Below are 17,442 nucleotides of genomic sequence, written 5' to 3'. Positions count from 1 at the left end.
GAACCGGGCCTAGGCCGTCTTCAGCGCGGCCAGCCGGGCCTCGACCTCGGCGCTGTCGCCCAGGCTGTCCAGCTGCTCGAACTGGGCGTCCAGGGACGACGCGGCCAGCTCCTGCTTGCCCAGCGCCCTCGCCTCCTCCCGCCGCACCTTGTCCTCGAACCGGCTGAGCTCACTGGTCGGGTCGAGCACATCGATGCTCTTGACGGAGTCCATCATCCGGTTCTGCGCCTCGGCGGACTTGGCGCGGGCCACCAGCTCGTCCCGCTTCGCCTTCAGCTCCGACAGCTTGGCCTTCATCTGGTCCAGGCCCGACTTCAGCCGGTCCACCACCTCGGTCTGCGCCGCGATGGTCGGCTCCGCCGTCTTCGCCTCCTTCTCCGAACGCAGCTGACGGCCGAGCGCCACCTTGGCCAGGTTGTCGAACTTGTCCGCCTCCGCGGCCGACCCGGCCGCCCGCAGCTCGTCGGCCTTCCGGCTCGCGGCGAGCGCCTTGCCGCCCCACTCCTTCGCCGCGTCCACATCCTCCTGGTGGTCCTGCTCCATCAGCCGCAGATTGCCGATGGTCGTGGCGACCGCCTGCTCGGCCTCCGAGATGTTGGCCGTGTACTCGCGGATCAGCTGGTCCAGCATCTTCTGCGGATCCTCGGCCTGGTCGAGCAGCGCGTTGATGTTGGCCTTAGCCAGCTGGGTGACGCGGCCGAGAATGGTCTGCTTGGTCATGGACCTCTCCTTGTGCGAGTGCGGTTCTCCGGGTGAATCCCTGCTGATGAAGCTGTGAGTGAAGCCGCGGGCGAGGTCTTGTGCCGCCGCCCCCGGCCGGGTCAGAAACGGCCGCCGCCACCGCGCCGGCCCCGGGTGCCCCCGCCGCCGAAGCTGCCCGGCCCGGCGGTCCCTCCGTGCCCCCCGCCGCCGAACCCGCCGCCGTGCACGCCACCACCGCGTGTCCCTCCGCCGCCCAGGAGGCCGCCGAGGATGATGCCGCCGAGCACCGCCCCGCCGACCCCGCCGCCCGTTCCCCGCGCACCGCCCGGACCGTTCCGGTTCCCGTACGAGCGCACGTCCTGTTCGGCCAGGCTCCGGGCCTGACCCGCCAGCGAGTCCGCCTGCTGCGCCTCGGCCAGCGCTCCCTGCGGATCCTTCGACCCGGCCAGTTCACGGGACCGGTCCAGCCGCCGCTGGGCCTCCGCCAGCCGGGTCCGGGCCTGGCTGCCCACCGCCCCCCGGTTCGTGGTGATGAAGTCGGCCGCCGCGGCGATCGCCGAACGCGCGGTGAGCACCGCACCGTCCAGGAGCGACAGCGCCCGCCGGTCGCCCTGCTCCCGCTCACGGACACCGGCCAGCGCCTCGTCGAGCGCCGCGTCCGCCTCCTCCACCCTGCGCAACGCGTCGATCGGGTCGTACGGACCGGCCAGCATCTGGGCCCGCACAGCGCCGAGCACCGACTTCGCACGGGCGATCCGGCCTTGCAGGTCCGCGGTCGGCGCACCGTCCCCGGTGCCCTCCAGCAGCCCGCCCGCATCGGCCAGATCGGTCTCCGTCTCGGTGAGGGCGGCGGGCAGCCGCCCCGCCGCCTCCGCGAGCTCCCGGCTGCGCCGCTCCACCGCGTCCACGAGAGTGGTCGCCTGGTCGACGGCGCCCTCGGTGGCCCGGATGTACACCGCCGCCGCCGAGTTGTTGGCGCTGTCCACCGACTGCCGGCCCCGGTTGAGGCTCGACGTGGCGAAGACCAGCCGGTCCTTGGCCTGCTCGATGTCACCGGCGACCGCCGCGAAGGCCGACTCCGCGTACTCCTCGCGCATCGTGGTCAGGGTGGCCTCGGCCGCGGCGATCCGCCCGGCGAGAGCCCGGAACGCGGTCTCGGCCGTGGCCAGGGCCTGCGGGGCGTCGGCCTCCAGGGCACGCAGCCGGTCGAAGTCCTCGGACACGGCGTCCAGCCGGTCGCCGGCGTCCGCGCAGCGGCTGATGATCTCGTCCAGCATCCGGCGCCTGGTCGGATCGTCCTCGGGAAAGGCGTCGTCCAACTGCTGCCGCAGCCGGAACGCCGCCGTCAGCTCACCTTTCGCGAAACCGACGGCCTGGGCGAACGGGGCCGCGGCCTCCTCGCCGAACTGGGCGGTGGCGAAACCCAGTTCCTCCTCGCTGGTGCGCACCGCGTCGTCGGTGTCCACCAGCGCCTCCTTCGCGCGGGCGTCGAGCTCCGGCAGCGGCGTCGGCTCGGGCACCCCGCCGGGCGGGGCCGGGCCCCAGCCCTTCGCGCCGGGCGTGGTGCGGGTCGTGGCGCGCCGCCTGCGCCGGGTGTACGCGTAGCCGGCCACCGCCGCAGCACCTCCGACGACGACCACCGGAAGAATCAGGTCCCCGGTGCTGGTCCCGCCGGAGCCACTGCCGGGATCGGCGGCACCGGGGGTGATGGCCGGAGTGGGCACGGGCTTGTCCGCCAGTACGGCGGAGTACCCGTCCGCGGCGCCGATCGCCGCGCCGGCCCAGTCGTTCTCCCGGAGCGCCGGCTCGATCGCGGTCCTCGCCACGTCCTGGAGCTGGGAGTCGGTCAGACGTGAGCCCTGCTCGACGGTGTACGCGTACTGCCGGTCGTGGGTGGCGACCGCGAGCAGGATGTCGTCGCGGCCGAGACCGTTGCGGTCGGCCGTCGCATCGGCCCAGCTCTGCGCGGACCGGCCGGAGAAGTCCCGTACGTACACGACGAAGAGCTGTACGCGGCGGTCCGCGTACAGCCGGTCGAGTGCCGTGCGCACCTGCTCCCTGCGGTCCCCGAGCGCCCCCACCTTGTCGGTGATCTGACCGTCCCGGGACAGCGTGACGGGATCATCGGCGCGAAGCTGTGTCCGCAGAGTCCCGTCGTACGCCCGCAGGGCGTGGCTCACGGCGTCCGGTGCGTGCGATCGCGAGGCGGAGGATCGCTCTCGTACCGGATGTGCGAAGGCGACTGCGACAACGCCGTCGGCGTGCGTGCCGGGTGTCGCGAGCCAGGCGGGACTCTGCGGGGACGGCCTCGCGGCCGGCGCTGCGGGAAGGGCCGGCCAGCACACCGCCATCAGCACGGTGAGCAGGGCCCGGCCCGGTATGGATATCCGGGTACGGCTCACGGGCGGCGTCACATTTGTGAGGCTATGTCCACCCTCCGTCACCCGCGACCCGGCGACCGGGCCCGCCAACGGCACCCGTGCGGTGCGTCATGATGCCCTTCGTACGGCGACGGCACACCGGAACACCGGGGGAGACGGACGTGCTCACAGGGATCAAACGCGGGACCGGGCGGATACGCGAACGGGCGGCCAGGTTCAGGTGGACCTGGCCCAGAAGGATCGCCCTGGTGGCGGTCCTGGTGATCGTGGTGCCGGTCCTCACCGCGGGCGCCGCCCTGCGGCTCAACTACTCCGGCGACCCGGGCGACCACACCCGCACCCGTGGCCGCGACGCCATCTGGCTCGGCCACGCCTGGGTCGACGGACGCAAGAACGACGCCGACCTCGCCGCGTTCGCCACCCGGATCGAGGGGACGGGGATCAAGGACCTGTACGTCCACGCCGGACCGCTGGAGCACGACGGCACCCTGCCCGCCGACCGCTACCCCAGGGCGCGGTGGCTGATCGACGCCGTGCACCGCACCCTGCCCGGCATCCGGGTCCAGGCCTGGCTCGGCGATGTGCTCGCCACCGAAGGGCCCGACGGACTGCGCCTGGAACGGGCCGGGTCGCGCACCGCCGTGGTCGCCTCGGCCCGGCAGATCCTGGACGCCGGGTTCGACGGTGTCCACTTCGACCTGGAGCCGCTGCACTCCGGGGACAGGAACTACCTCTCGCTCCTGGACGACCTGCGCGCGCTCACCGGGGCCCGCCGGGCACAGCTGTCCGTCGCCGCCCACCAGATCGACCCGCTGCCCTCGGCGCACCGCGTGGTCGGGGTGCTCAGCGGCGGCAGCCAGAAGTGGTGGTCACAGAAGTTCTTCGGCCAGGTCGCGCGCCGGGTCGACCAGATCGCCGTCATGTCGTACGACACCTGGATGCCCCTGGAGGGGCTGTTCGGCGGCTATGTCGCCCAGCAGACGGCGCTCGCCCTCGAAGTGACACCGCGCGACACCGATCTGCTGATGGGCGTGCCGTTCTTCCACGAGAACGACCTCGGACACCATGAATCGGCCGAGACGGTCGCGGCCGCGGTCCGGGGCACCCGACTGGGACTGGGACGCACCGACCGCGACCGCGAACGGTTCGGGGTCGCGCTCTACGTCGACTTCGCCGCGCGGGAGGGCGACTGGACGGCGTACCGACAGGGCTGGAACTGAGCGGTGGCGTACCGGGCCGGGGCCGGGCCCCGAGCGCTCCGCCCCGGACCGGTACGCCACCACGTTTCGAGGCGGCTCAGATCGAGAACCGCTCCTTGGCGAGCAGCGGCCGAACCTTCGACCGGAACCCACCGGTCCGGAACGGCCGTTGCAGCAGACCCGGACGGATCGCCTGGGCCAGTGCCGCCGCGATCATGCCCTGGTCCAGCGCGAGCAGATAGTCGCTGACCCGCCCGGTGCCGACATTGACGGAGTCCCGGAAGCCGTACCCCGGGTGGTAGGCGCCGAAGTCGCGGTCGAGCGCGCGCAGGTTGGCGATCGCCTCGGCCGGTGCGTACGGCAGGGCGAGGAAGGAGGCGTGCGGGGTGACCACACCGTTGGTGAACGCCGAGGCGGGCGGCAGCGGTTCGCCGTCCTTCGTGTACGTACGGTCGGTGTTGGAGGCGTAGCCGTCGACCTGCATGCCGATCGCGTCGACGCCGTACTCCTGGTAGCCGCCCTCGGGAATGTTCGAGGGGGAGAAGCCCCAGTACCCGTATCCCGCCTCTTCCATGCCGTGCTCGATCTGGCTGCGGACGTACCGGCGGTGGGTGAGGCCCCAGGAGTTCGGCGACCACTCCGCCTCCGGCACGAACAAGGGCACCATCAGGGCCTCGAACATCGACCCGCCCCAGGTGGGCACGATCTTCCGGCCGCGATGGGTGTAGTGCCCCTGCCAGACGCGTACGCCGTCCATGGCGACGTAACCCCCCTGCGGGTGCTGCTCCTGCTCGTGCTCGGGCAGCATTGTGCGCAGCAGGTGCCAGTAGTGGTCGGCGGGCAGCGAGCCGTCCGCGATCCCCAGGTAACTGGCCATCCGCGGCTCGGTGTTGAGCGCGCCGTAGTGGTGGCCGGTCGGCTCCTCGGTGTCGGGCCAGAACCCGCCCCGCAGCTGGCCGGGACCGGCGACCGGGTCGGCCGGGTCGTACGGCGTGTAGTAGTAGGACCAGTCCGCGGTCGCCAGGATGCGGGCGATCCGGGGGCGCAGCGCGGGCGAGGCGTCGGCGGCGATGCGCAGGCCGGTGACCAGCCAGGCGTTGTCGACGGACGAGAGGAACGGGCGGACCGGGTCGCCGGTGCCCGGCCACTCGGTGAGGACCGAACCGTCGTGCGCGTCGTACCAGTTGAGCCAGAAGCCGTGGTGCCGCTCCAGCTTCTCGACGGCCCGCACGGTGCGCTCCAGCCGGCGGCGCATGGTGTCGTCGTCGATCACCCCGAGCCCGGCGGCGGCCACGGTCGACCAGAGACCGCACCCGATGTTGGTGGGGGAGGTCTGACGCGACTGGACGGGGGCGCCGGGCCCGCTGACGTCGATCTTGTCGACGGCGAGACCGAAGTCGGTCGTCATGGCCTCGATCGAGCGATACGTGTCGCGGAACCAGCGCAGCAGCAGCGGTGCCTGCGAGCCGCGTGCGGGCTGGGCGGCGGCGCCCGCCGGGGGCGCGGCCACGGCTCCCAGGGACAGGGCGGCGGCCCCTGTTCCCGCAGCGGTGAGAAACGTACGACGGTCCATCAGAACCCCTCGAAGAGAAAGAGCCACCGACTGTGGGCGGTGGGCGGATTTCGTTCGTCGGTCGTGATTTGCGGGCGCGGGGCGCCGTTGCCTCGTACGGCACCCGCGTGCGCCGCCGCACGTGAGCAGGGCTGGACACGAGCGGCGCCGCACGCGGGCACAGGGCCCGGAAGGCCCTGCTGTACGGGGACCGGCGTCCGTCAGGTGTCGCCGGTTCCCGTACGGGCGGGAGCTGTCAGGTAGCTCCCGGTCGGGGGAGCCGACATCGGTCGGCCCGGGGGGCCGACGTCAGTCGGCGATGCGCGGCAGGGCGCGGGTGCGGCCCATCTCGCCCAGCCAGACGGCGGACGGCTTGGGCAGCCGCTCGAAGGTCTCCGGGTTCCAGCCGATCAGGCCGAAGGTGGGCTTGTAGGAGCCCCACTCGTAGTTGTCGAGCGCGCTCCAGGCCAGGTAGCCCTGGATGTTCAGGCCGTCCTGGATCGCGGACGCGACCTCGTTGAGGGCGCCGGTGTAGTAGTCGACGCGGCGGGTGTCGTCGTCGGTGGCGATGCCGTTCTCGGTGACGATCAGCGGGACGTCGTTACCGAGGACCTCGGCGGTGTGGCGCAGTGCGTAGCCGACCGCGGAGGGGTAGTACTCCCACTGCGTGAGGGTGCGCTCGACGCCCTCGGCGGTGGGTATCGGGCCGTCGGTGCCGATCTTGGTCCGGGTGTAGGACTGCACACCGATCCAGTCGTCGCCGCGGGCGGCCTCGATGAAGACGTCCTCGCGGGGGTGACGGTAGGCCGCGGTGACCTCCTCGGCGCCGGGCAGGGCCTGGTAGACCTGGTTGGCGATGGTCCAGCCGACCTGGATGCCGGGGTTGATCGCCCTGACCTCCTTGACAGCCGCGTGGTGCGCGGCGATGACGGCGTCGGTGGTCTCGTCGTCGGGGGTCGGCAGTCCGGCCGGCGGGAAGCTGTTGTCGCCCCGCTTGGCCTGGCCGGCCATCACGGCGATCATGTTCGGCTCGTTGATGGTGCAGACGTGGCTGACGCCCTCGGCGATCACCGGCGCGCAGGCCGCGACGTAACGGGCGAAGAGCTCGGTCGCGCCCTCGGCGGTCCAGCCGCCGCGCGCCTCGAACCACTGCGGCACGGTGAAGTGGTGCAGGGTGATCATGGGGCGCAGGCCGCGCTCGATGGCGCCCTCGACCATGCGGCGGTAGTGGGCGAGCTCGGCGCGGGAGAAGCGGCCCTCGGCCGGCTCGATGCGCGCCCACTCGATGGAGAACCGGTAGTCGGTGAAGCCCAGACCGGCCAGCGTGTCCATGTCTTCGTTCCAGCGGTGGTAGCTGTCGCAGGCGTCCAGGCTGGGCTCCTGGATGTGGGTGCCCGCGGCGTGCTCCTTGACCCACCAGTCGCTGTTGGTGTTGTTGCCCTCGATCTGGTGGGCGGCCGTGGAGGCGCCCCACAGGAAGTTTTCGGGGAACGGGACCTGGGTGTGCGTCATCGCAAACTGTCTCTCTGGTGATGAAGGGGTGTGGCCGCGGGGTGTGGGGCCGCGGCCCCGTACGTTTCGGTGGGGCTGCCGGGCGGGCTACTTCATGCCCGCCGTGGCGATGCCCTGGGTGAAGTGCCGCTGGAGCGCGATGAACAGGACCACGACGGGCAGGACGACCAGCAGAGAACCGGCCATCAGCATGCCGTTGGACCCGCCCGCCTTGTTGGGGTCGGTCGCGAAGGTGGCCAGGGCGACCGGGAGGGTGTACTTGTCGGGGTCGTTGGTCGCGATGAGCGGCCAGACGAAGTTGTTCCAGGAGCCCAGGAACGTGAAGATCGAGAGCGTCGCCAGGGCGGGCTTCACCAGCGGCATCACGATCCGCCAGAAGATGTACCACTCACCGGCGCCGTCCATCCGGGCCGCTTCCAGCAGCTCGTCCGGAATCGACTGCATGAACTGCCGCATCAGGAAGACCCCGAAGGCTCCGGCGGCGAACGGCAGCACCAGACCGGCGTACGAGTCGATCAGCTGCAACTTGCTCATCAGCACGAACAGCGGCAGCAGCATCAGGTTGCCGGGCACCATCAGGGCGCCGAGAACCAGGCCGAAGATCTTGTTGCGGCCGGCGAAGTTCAGCTTGGCCAGGGCGTACCCGAGCATCGAGCAGAACACCAGGTTCGAGACGGTGACCAGCACCGCCACGATCACCGAGTTCATGAAGTACAGCGGCAGATCGAGCTTGTCGAGCAGCTCCCGGAAGTTGTCCAGGGTCCACTCGGTCGGGATCCACACCGGCGGGCTGGCCGTCAGCTCCTGCGGTGTCTTGAAGGCCGACAGGGCCATCCACAGGAACGGTGCCGACATGATCAGCAGGCCGACCGACAGCAGGACGTAGACGAGGACGCGCCTCGGGTTGCGGGCCTTCTTCATCCTGGGCTGCGGCGTTTCGCCGGGCTGCTTCGACGGCGCCGTCGAGACGGCGCCCGGTGCACTGGTGGCGCTCATTTCGTGTTGTCCTTCAGCAGTCGGAGCTGGAGCACCGTGATGCCCATGATCACCACGAAGAGGACATACGCCATGGCGCTCGCATAGCCCATGTGGAAGAAGTTGAAGCCCTCGCGGTACATGTTCAGCGAGACGGTGAGCGTGGAGTCCGAGGGACCGCCCTGGGTCATCACGAACGGCTCCTCGAAGACGTTGAGGTAACCGATGGTCGTGATCACCGTCGCGTAGAGCAGCGTGGGCCGCAGCAGCGGCACGGTGATTCCCCTGAACTCCTGCCAGACACCGGCGCCGTCCAGCCGTGCGGCCTCCCGCACTTCGGTGGGAATGGCCTGCAGACCGGCGATGAAGAGCACCATGACCGTGCCGAGGTTGCGCCAGACCGCCATCGCGATCATCGAGGGCATGGCGAGCGTCTCGGAGCCCAGGAAGTCGGGCGAGGTGAGCCCCACTTCGGAGAAGAGTCCCGCGATGAGCCCGTCGCTCGGGTCGAGCACGAACCGCCAGACCACGGCGACCGCGACGATGGTGGTGACCACCGGGGCGTAGAAGCCGACGCGGAAGAAGGTCCGCGCCCGGTCGATGCCGTTGTTCAGCAGTACGGCGACGACCAGACCGAGTCCGATCGTCAGCGGGACACCGATCACCACGAAGTACGCCGTGTTGAACAGCGACTTGAGGAACTTCTCGTCGCTGAACAGCTTGATGTAGTTCTCGAAGCCGATGAAGTTCGCGTCCAGCGGGTGCGTGACATTGCGCAGCCCGAAGTCGGTGAAACTCATCACCAGCGTGGCGATGATCGGGAACGCCATGAAGACGAGGAAGAGGACGAGGAAGGGAGTGGAGAACAGCCAGCCGGCCACGTTCTGCACGCCCATCGAGGCCTTCTTGCCGCGCCGGCGACCCGCGGGCCCGGTGGCCGGGGCCCCGGAGGCCCCCGGCCCGGCCTGCGCCTTGGCCGACTCCGCGGCCTTTGCGGTCATGGTGCGCATGACTCCTACTTCGTCCGGCCTTCGATTACTTCAGAAGGCCTTCGATTTGGGACTGGGCCGTCTTGAGCGCGTCCTCGGCGGACGCCTTGCCCTGGGTGACCTTGGCGATGGCCTGGTCGACCTTGTCGGTGATCTCCGTCCAGTTGGACAGCGACGGGGATGCCTTGGCGGTGTCCATCTGCTTCTTGAACACCTGGAGGTCGGCGTCGTCGGCGAGGGTGCCGGTGGTCCACGCGGAGGTGTTGGCCGGCAGGTCCTTGGTGCGCTTGTACCAGTCGGCCTGGCCCTTGGTGTCCGTCAGGTACTTGATGAACTCGGTGGCGGCGGCCTTGTGCTCGCTGTCCTTGGAGATCACCAGGGAGGAGCCGCCGGCCATGGAGGCGGAGGTCTTGTCGGCGGGCACATTGGCCACCGCCCACTTGCCCTTGATCTGCGGCTGGCCCTCGTTCAGCAGGGTGACGTGCCAGGGGCCGCCGAAGAACATCGGGACGCGGCCGTTGCCGAAGTCCTTGACCACGTCGTAGCCGGGCTGCACGGACTTGTTGGAGAGCCCCTTGTCGAAGTACGAGCCGTACTCCTTGAGCGCCTTGACGGCCTCGGGGCTGTCGATGACGGCCTCGCCCTTGTCGTTGACGATCTCGCCGCCGGCCGAGTACAGGAAGGAGTAGAAGTTCTGCACCGTGTCCAGGCCGCTGGGCTGGATGGACAGGCCCCACTTGGTCCCGGCCTTCTTCTGGTAGGCCGAGGCGAGGTCCTGCATCTCCTTCCAGTCGGTCGGAGCCTTGGTGACGCCGGCCTTCTCGGCCAGGTCGGTGCGGTAGTAGAGGACGCGGGTGTCGACGTACCACGGCACGCCGTACGCCTGGCCGTCCACCTCGCCCTGCTTCCAGCCGGACGGGAAGTAGTCCTTCTCGTCGAAGGTCTTGGTGTCGACCGGCTCCAGCACACCGAGCTCGGCGAACTCGCCCATGTAGCTGCCGCCCATCTGCGCCACGTCCGGCAGGGTGCCGGCGGCGGCCGCGGAGACCAGCTTCTGGTGGGCGACGTCCCAGCCGACCGGGGTCACCTTGACGGTGATGTTCGGGTTGGCCTTCTCGTAGACCTTGGCCACATCCGCGAGCTTCTCGCCCTCGGCCCCCATGGCCCAGACGGTGAGCGTCTGCTTCTTGTCCGCGGCGACATCGTCACCGGAACTGCCGCAAGCGGTCAGGCCGAGCGTGAGCGCGGCGGCGACTGCGATACCGATCGAGGCGTTTCTGGCGGTGCGGGGCATGGAGGGCTCCTCCTTGAGCAATCCTGATGTATGCGCTGCCTGTAAGCGCATACATCACTCTGCGGCAGACATTCGGGAATCCGCAAGAGGGTGCTAGGTCACACTCGTGCAACGTGCTGGACATCTGAATGTTCAACTTGGCACGGTATGCGCGCCAAATGAGAAATTGGGGGTGATGTGACCGATTTCGCTGTCGGTCCGATGATGATCAAGGGGCTGTGCCGCGCGGGCCGTGGCCGTTACGGTCGTGTTCATGGCTTCGTTCGAACATGACTTCCCCTTCGACCCGGCATACGGCTACGAGCTCCAGGACCTGCTGCGCGTCCCCGCTCCCGCCGCTCCGGACGATTTCGACGCCTTCTGGCGCGACCGCTACCAGGAGGCCCGCAAGGTCGCCACGGAGCCGGAGCTCGGGCCTGCGGAGGAGGAGCGCGACGGGGTGCGGATCCACGGAGTGACGTACACCTCGGTGGGCGGGTTGCGGATCGGCGGCTGGGTGGCGCTGCCCGTCGAGGGGGCCGCGGAGTACGGATTCGTCATCGGACACGGCTACGGCGGCCGGGATCAGCCGGGCCCCGACGTGCCGCTGCCGCTGCCCCGGGCCGCGGCGATCCTGCCGTGCGTACGGGGCATGGCCACGCGCGGTGTGCACCCGGGCATCCCGGGCGTGTCCAGCGCGCACGTGCTGCACGGCATCGGCTCGCGCGACACGTACGTCATCGGCGACTGCGTGGCGGACCTGTGGTGCGCGGCGTCGGCGCTGCACGAACTGGTGCCGGAGCTGGCGCCGGGGGAGGGCGGCCCCGGGCTGGGCTACCTCGGGGAGAGCTTCGGCGGCGGGCTGGGCGCACTCGCGCTGCCCTGGGACGACCGCTTCGGGGCCGCGCAGCTGACCGTGCCGACCTTCGGCAACCACCCCCTGCGGCTCACCCTGCAGTGCATCGGCAGCGGCGAGTCGGTGCGGGCCCACCGCCAGAGCCACCCCGAGGTCACCGACGTGCTTCCGTACTTCGACGCCGCCACGGCCGCGACGCGGCTGGAGACGCCCACCCTGGTGGCCGCGGCGCTCTTCGACCCCTCGGTGCCGCCGCCGGGGCAGTTCGCCGTGCACAACGCGCTGGCCGGCGAGCACGAGCTGCATGTGCTGGACGCGGGGCACTTCGAGTACGAGGGCAAGGCGGCCGAGGTGGCGGAGCTCCGGGCGGCCCGGCAGCGGTTCTTCGGGGAGCGGCTGGGCCGGGCCCGATAGCCGGTACGGGGGCCGGTCCCGAGCGGGCCGGTTCCCGTCAGCCGCAGCCGCAGCTGGCGCGGCGGATCAGGGATACCGGAAGCATCAGCGACACCGGCTCCCTGCCGCTGTCGCCCAGCCGCTCGACCAGCAACTCCACCGCCTGCTCGCCGAGTTGACGGATCGGCTGGCGTACGGTCGTCAGCGGCGGCCGGACGATCCGGCTCAGCGGAATCCCGTCGAAGCCGGTCACCGCGATGTCCTCGGGCACCCGCACCCCGCGCCGCTCCAGCGCGCGCAGCGCACCCACCGCCATCTGGTCGTTGGCGAAGAGCACCCCCTGCGGCCGTTCGCCGTCCCGGTCGAGCAGCGCCTCCGCGGCCCGCGCGCCCTCGGCCTGCGTCATCATTTCGGCCCGCAGATCGGGTGCGTCCGGCACCGGCAGCCCGGCGTCGCGGCACGCCTGCTGGAATCCGAGGAACCGCGCCTCGGCGTCCGGTGACTCCACCTCGCCGCCGACGAAGGCGAGCCTGCGCAGCCCGTGGTCCTCGATCAGATGGCGGGTCAGTTCGCGCTCACCGTCGGCGTTCGCGACGACGATGTGATCGAGGTGGTCGATCTCGCGGGGCCCGGCGAGCATCACCACCGGGAGCCGGCGGGAGATCAGTTCGAGGTCCTCGGTCGGCACGGTCTGCGCCAGCACGGCGAAGCCGTCGACCCGTCCCGCGACCTTCGCGACGAGGCTCTCCGGGCCGCCCTCCAGCGAGGCGGCGATCAGCAGCGCGTAACCGTGCCGCCGCGCCGCCCGCTCCATGCCGCGGATGATCTGGTCGGAGTAGAGCATCACCGCGTCGTCGGCGTCGCTGTCCGCCTCCGCGTCGGCCTCGGCGTCGGGGTCGGCGTAGTCGGGGAAGCAGAGACCGAGCACACCGGTGGTCCGGCTGGCCAGGCCGCGGGCGTTCCCGCTGGGTACGTAACCGAGCTGGCGGGCGGCTTCGAGAACCCGCTCACGGGTCTGGGCGCGTACCGAATCGGGGGTGCGGTAGACCCGCGAGACCGTGGCAATGGAGACGCCCGACCGCTCGGCGACGTCGTACACCGTTGGGGCGCTCACTCGACCGACCGTCCGCTTCTTGTTCCGTACCGAAGCACCTGCTGTTGCATGTACCGACCCTCTTCTGAAAGCGCATTCACCCTAGATCGCGGGCCGCGTGACGGGCAAGACCGCCCAGGAAGAAGACAGGCAACCTTGCAAGGTGTCCTGTGCACCTTTTACGTTGGAGGCATGCCGGAACCCACTGGAGCCGCCCCCTCGGGCCGCAGCGCCGCGTCGTCCGCCGAGCCGAGTGCCGAGGAGCTGGCGACCCGGCTCTCGGCCGTGGTCGGCAGGCTGCTGCGGCGGCTGCGCAGTACGTCGTCGGGCGGTCTGCTCACACCGACGCAGCGCTCGGTGCTCGCCCGGCTGGACCGTGAGGGACCGGCCACCACGGCCGCGCTGGCCCGTGCGGAGTACGTGCGTCCGCAGTCCATGCGGCTGACCCTCGGCGCGCTGGAGAGCCAGGGGCTCGTCGAGCGCGCGCCGGATCCGGCCGACGGCCGCAAGGCGGTGATGTCGCTGACGGCGGCCGGGGCCGCCTCGCTCGCCGAGGTCCGGGCCGCGAAGCACGACTGGCTCGCCGAGGCCATCGCGGCCGGGCTCGACGGGGACGAGCGGCGCACCGTCGCCGAGGCCGCCGAGCTGATCGACCGGCTGACCGGGAAGTGATGTCCCCGGCCCCGGCCCGGGCGGCTGCCTGGTGCACCGGGCAGCCGCCCGTGACGATCTCGCACGTGAGCCCGTGCCGGGCAGCCGCCCGCGCCAGATCTCGTACGTGGGTTCCGCCGGGCAGCAGCCCGTGGTGACCCCGTTCGTGAGTCCTCGCCGGGCAGCAGCCCGTGCCGACCCCGTCCGTGAGTCCTCGCCGGGCAGCAGCCCGTGGTGACCCCGTCCGTGAGTCCTCGCCGGGCAGCCCGTGGTGACCCCGTTCGTGAGTCCTCGCCGGGCAGCAGCCCGCGCCCGGGGCCCGCAGCACCGCCCCGTACCTGAACTCCCACCCTTCACCCACCGCACAGGAGCAACACCATGACCGCCACCACCCTGGACCCTAGGACCGCCCTGGTCGTCATCGACCTCCAGAAGGGCATCGTCGGCCGGGAGACCGCCCACCCCGCCGCCGGCATCGTCGCCAACTCCGTCGCCCTCGCCGACGCCTTCCGCGCCAAGGGCCTCCCGGTCGTCCTGGTCCATGTCGTCGACGGCGCCCCCGGCCGCAACGAAACCCCGATGGAGGGCGGACGGCTGCCCGCCGACTGGGCGGACATCGTGCCCGAGCTCGGCCCGCGCGACGGCGACATCGTGGTCACCAAGCGCACCTGGGGAGCCTTCCACGGCACCGACCTGGACCTCCGGCTGCGCCGCGCCGGCGTCACCCAGATCGTCCTGGCCGGCATCGCGACCAGCATCGGCGTCGAGTCCACCGCCCGCGCGGCGCACGAGCACGGCTACAACGTCACGATCGCCGCGGACGCGGTCACCGACATGGACGCCGACGCGCACCGCAACAGCGTCGCGAAGATCTTCCCGCGCCTGGGCGAGACGGACACGACGGAGGCGATCATCGCGCTGCTCGGCTGATCACCGCGGCCGGCCGGTCCCTCGATTCCCGGGGAACGGTTCCCGGTGAACGATTCCCGGGGAACGGATTCCGGGCCGGCCCGTCCGGCTCCCGTGCGGCGCGGCGGCCGGGGCGCTCCGCCGCACGGGTGAGGTTCGGCGCCGTCGCGCCGTGTCTGCGCCCCCGCTCGCGCGGGGGCGCCTTCAGTGGACGGAAGGAATCAGTGTGATCAACTGCATATGCCGCCAGAAACGCATATTCCGGCACACCCGTGGACGGGTGGGTCGGGCCGTCCCCGGAGGTATCAGCCATGTCCCACGTCGGCGTCCCGCGCGGGACGGCCCGAAAGCGTCGCTCCCTCGCGCTCCTCACGACGGGCGTGCTGGCGCTCCCCGTGCTGGCCGGCTGCTCCGACGACGGCGCGACGGGTGTGACGGCCCCCCAGGACGTCGCGGTCGCCGGCCGGAACCTGGTTGCCGAGGGCGGCACGGTCAACTGGGCCGTCGACGCCCTGCCCACCACCCTCAACGCCTTCCAGGCGGATGCCGACAGCACCACCACCCGGATCACCGGCGCCCTGCTGCCGACGCTCTTCCCGCTGGACGCCAAGGGCCGGCCGCAGCTCAACCCGGACTATCTGGAGTCCGCGAAGGTGGTCGAGAGCGAGCCCAGGCAGGTGGTGCTCTACCGGCTCAACCAGCAGGCGGTGTGGACCGACGGCCGGGAGATCGGGGCGCCCGACTTCGTCGCCCAGTGGCGGGCGCTGAGCGGCAAGGACTCGGCGTTCTGGACCGCCCGCAACGCCGGCTACGAGCGCATCGAGAAGATCGAGCGCGGCGCCGACGACCTTGAGGTACGGGTCACCTTCGCCAAGCCGTACGCGGACTGGCGCTCGCTGTTCTCCCCGCTCTACCCGAGGGACGTGACCGGTTCCCCGGGCGCCTTCAACGACGGGGCCCGGACCACCCTCAAGGCCACCTCCGGACCGTTCCGGCTGCGCGGCGTGGACAGGGCGTCGGGCGAGGTCACCCTGGTCCGCAACCCGCGCTGGTGGGGGAGCTCGGCCAAGCTCGACTCGCTGGTCTTCCGGGCCGTCGCCCCGAAGGACCGGACCGGGGCCCTGGCCGCGGGCAGGGTCGACGTGGCCGACGTGGACGCCGCCTCGGCCCACCTGATCGCCCGGGCGGCCGGCGGCGGGGGCGCCGCCGGGCAGCCGCTCGCCCAAGGACCCGGCGCGGGGGAGGGGCCGGCCGCGGCCCTGCGCTCCTGGGCGGTGGCACACGGCTCGAACGCCAAGGAGGCGGCCGCCGCGCGGGCCGCCAGGGAGAAGAACCGGGCCGCCGCCGAGGCGCTCGCCACCGAGCAGGCCGGGCTGCGCGCCTATGTGGTGCGCAAGTCGCTGGATCCCGCCTACACCCAGCTCGCGCTGAACGGCGAGTCCGGACCGCTCGCCGACGACCGGGTGCGCCGGGCGGTCGCCCGCGCCCTGAACCGCCAGGAGCTCGTCGACACCGTGCTGGGGCCGCTCGGCCTGCCCGCGCAGCCGCTCGGCAGCCATCTGGCGCTGGCCGGGCAGCCCGCGTACAAGGACAGCAGCGACGCGCTCGGCGGCCAGGACACCGAGGAGGCGCAGGCGCTGCTGGCCGACGCGGGCTGGACGCCGGAGGGCGCGGTCAAGAAGTCGGACGGCACCAAGGCGGGCAGCGAGGCCGGCAAGAAGGACGCGCAGAAGAAGGACGCGCAGAAGAAGGACGCGCAGAAGAAGGACGCGCAGAAGACCGGCGCGGAGAAGAAGGACGCGCAGAAGACGGACGCGGAGAAGACGGACGCGGAGAAGAAGGGAACGGGTGCGGCCGCCGGGAAGGCGGGCAGTGCCGACGGCAAGACCGGCGACGGCGCGGACCGGCGCGAGCCCGCCCCCGACGACGGCCTGTACATCGTCGGCGACGACAAGCCCGGCGACGGCGACCCGGTGGACGGACCCACCCACGTACTGGCCCCCGCCCCCGCCGCCGCGTTCCACAGCTCCGCCCTGCTGCGCCAGGCCGGCCACCTCTCCGAGTCCGGCACCTCCGAGGACGTCCCCTCCAAGGTCACCGCCCAGGACAGGCGGCCGGGCGGCGCCGCAGGCGCGTATGCCCCCGCCGGCACCGCGGCCCCGGCGCGGGCGTCCGACGGGCGCCGCGGCCCGCTCGGCAAGGACGGCGAGCAACTGACCTTGCGCTTCGTCCTGCCGTCCGGTCCCGGTTCGGAGCCGCTGCGCAGCGTCGGGGACAAGATCTCGGCGATGCTCGAATCGGTCGGTATCCGTACGGAGATCACCAAGGTCTCCGACGAGAGCTACTTCCAGGACCACATCGCCTCCGGCGACTACGACATGGCCCTGTACTCCTGGCCCGCGACCGCCTACCCGGCCACCGACGACCGCCCGATCTTCGCCAAGCCGGTGCCCGCCACCGACGGCTCGCTGCTGGTCGAGCAGAACTACACCCGGGTCGGCACCGACCACATCGACCAGCTCTTCGACCAGGCGGTCTCGGAGCTGGACGAGGACGCCGCCCGGGACCTGATGAAGCAGGCCGACGCCCGGATCTGGGCCGCCGCCGCATCGATTCCGCTCTATCAGCGCCCGCAGCTCGTGGCGGTCGACCGAAAACTGGTGAACGTCGGCGCCTTCGGCTTCGGGGCACCGCGCTACCAGGACATCGGTTTCAAGAAGCCACAGGCCGCCGGAGCCCCGGCGAACAAGAAGAAGTAGCAGGTCAGAAGAGGGCCGGAAGCTCAGAACTGGCTCAAATCCCTTGCCCGCCGGCTTGCCCGGCGGGCAAGGTCGTCGCTACCCGTCGACCCGGGTAGCCGCTCGATCCCCCCACCTCCGAGACCCCCCACCCCGGAGCCCCTACTCCGGCCTCTCGGAGATTCCGCTTCGGAGCCCCACCTCCGAAGCCGTGCAAGT

At 71.4% G+C, this 17,442-nt stretch carries 13 protein-coding genes; 5 read left to right on the top strand and 8 right to left on the bottom strand.

From position 1 onward, the window contains the following. Positions 1 to 9 precede the first annotated feature (9 nt). Both ACFVH0_RS08755 and ACFVH0_RS08750 read right to left on the bottom strand, forming a co-directional pair. The gene (locus tag ACFVH0_RS08755) at positions 10 to 720 is read right to left on the bottom strand and encodes a PspA/IM30 family protein (protein WP_385818877.1); all 711 of its coding nucleotides are present in this window, start codon (positions 718 to 720) and stop codon (positions 10 to 12) included. A 101-nt stretch (positions 721 to 821) separates the two neighbouring features. Then, positions 822 to 3,104 carry a TPM domain-containing protein gene (locus ACFVH0_RS08750; RefSeq protein WP_385819016.1) on the bottom strand — a complete coding sequence of 761 codons (2,283 nt, stop codon included), beginning with the start codon at positions 3,102 to 3,104 and terminating at the stop codon, positions 822 to 824. Positions 3,105 to 3,196: 92 nt separating this feature from the next. Here ACFVH0_RS08750 and ACFVH0_RS08745 point away from each other — a divergent pair, with 92 nt between their 5' ends. Next, complete coding sequence (locus ACFVH0_RS08745) at positions 3,197 to 4,303, top strand: hypothetical protein (protein WP_385819015.1); 1,107 nt, start codon at positions 3,197 to 3,199, stop codon at positions 4,301 to 4,303. A gap of 76 nt (positions 4,304 to 4,379) precedes the next feature. On the opposite strand, the gene ACFVH0_RS08740 is transcribed toward ACFVH0_RS08745, so the two are convergent. The 5 genes from ACFVH0_RS08740 to ACFVH0_RS08720 form a co-directional block, all read right to left on the bottom strand. Further along, on the bottom strand, positions 4,380 to 5,855 hold the full coding sequence (locus ACFVH0_RS08740; RefSeq protein WP_385818876.1) for a glucoamylase family protein: 1,476 nt from the start codon (positions 5,853 to 5,855) through the stop codon (positions 4,380 to 4,382). A 288-nt stretch (positions 5,856 to 6,143) separates the two neighbouring features. Next, complete coding sequence (locus ACFVH0_RS08735; RefSeq protein WP_385818875.1) at positions 6,144 to 7,346, bottom strand: glycoside hydrolase family 1 protein; 1,203 nt, start codon at positions 7,344 to 7,346, stop codon at positions 6,144 to 6,146. Between the two features lie 87 nt (positions 7,347 to 7,433). Further along, the gene (locus ACFVH0_RS08730) at positions 7,434 to 8,342 is read right to left on the bottom strand and encodes a carbohydrate ABC transporter permease (RefSeq protein WP_385818874.1); all 909 of its coding nucleotides are present in this window, start codon (positions 8,340 to 8,342) and stop codon (positions 7,434 to 7,436) included. Beyond that, positions 8,339 to 9,331 carry a carbohydrate ABC transporter permease gene (locus ACFVH0_RS08725; RefSeq protein WP_385818873.1) on the bottom strand — a complete coding sequence of 331 codons (993 nt, stop codon included), beginning with the start codon at positions 9,329 to 9,331 and terminating at the stop codon, positions 8,339 to 8,341. The genes ACFVH0_RS08730 and ACFVH0_RS08725 overlap by 4 nt, the downstream gene beginning before the upstream one ends. 25 nt (positions 9,332 to 9,356) lie before the next feature. Next, on the bottom strand, positions 9,357 to 10,604 hold the full coding sequence (locus ACFVH0_RS08720) for a sugar ABC transporter substrate-binding protein (protein ID WP_385818872.1): 1,248 nt from the start codon (positions 10,602 to 10,604) through the stop codon (positions 9,357 to 9,359). Positions 10,605 to 10,857: 253 nt separating this feature from the next. On the opposite strand from ACFVH0_RS08720, the gene ACFVH0_RS08715 reads away from it, so the two are divergent. Then, a complete protein-coding gene (locus tag ACFVH0_RS08715; RefSeq protein WP_385818871.1) occupies positions 10,858 to 11,853 on the top strand; it encodes an acetylxylan esterase in 996 nt (331 codons plus the stop codon). A gap of 37 nt (positions 11,854 to 11,890) precedes the next feature. Here ACFVH0_RS08715 and ACFVH0_RS08710 read toward each other — a convergent pair whose 3' ends face one another. Beyond that, a complete protein-coding gene (locus ACFVH0_RS08710; protein WP_385818870.1) occupies positions 11,891 to 12,946 on the bottom strand; it encodes a LacI family DNA-binding transcriptional regulator in 1,056 nt (351 codons plus the stop codon). 171 nt (positions 12,947 to 13,117) lie between these two features. On the opposite strand from ACFVH0_RS08710, the gene ACFVH0_RS08705 reads away from it, so the two are divergent. The 3 genes from ACFVH0_RS08705 to ACFVH0_RS08695 all read left to right on the top strand — a co-directional run bounded on the left by ACFVH0_RS08705 (position 13,118) and on the right by ACFVH0_RS08695 (position 17,244). After that, positions 13,118 to 13,597 carry a MarR family winged helix-turn-helix transcriptional regulator gene (locus ACFVH0_RS08705; RefSeq protein ID WP_385818869.1) on the top strand — a complete coding sequence of 160 codons (480 nt, stop codon included), beginning with the start codon at positions 13,118 to 13,120 and terminating at the stop codon, positions 13,595 to 13,597. 357 nt (positions 13,598 to 13,954) lie between these two features. Beyond that, complete coding sequence (locus ACFVH0_RS08700; RefSeq protein ID WP_385818868.1) at positions 13,955 to 14,506, top strand: isochorismatase family protein; 552 nt, start codon at positions 13,955 to 13,957, stop codon at positions 14,504 to 14,506. A gap of 290 nt (positions 14,507 to 14,796) precedes the next feature. Next, positions 14,797 to 17,244 (top strand): ABC transporter substrate-binding protein, encoded by a 2,448-nt coding sequence (locus ACFVH0_RS08695; protein ID WP_385818867.1) that lies wholly within the window; start codon positions 14,797 to 14,799, stop codon positions 17,242 to 17,244. Positions 17,245 to 17,442 lie beyond the last annotated feature (198 nt).

This window comes from Streptomyces sp. NPDC127117, assembly GCF_042677325.1.
Lineage (GTDB): Bacteria > Actinomycetota > Actinomycetes > Streptomycetales > Streptomycetaceae > Streptomyces.
Note: the sequence above shows the minus strand (reverse complement) of the source record. Positions and strands in the feature narration are given on the sequence as shown.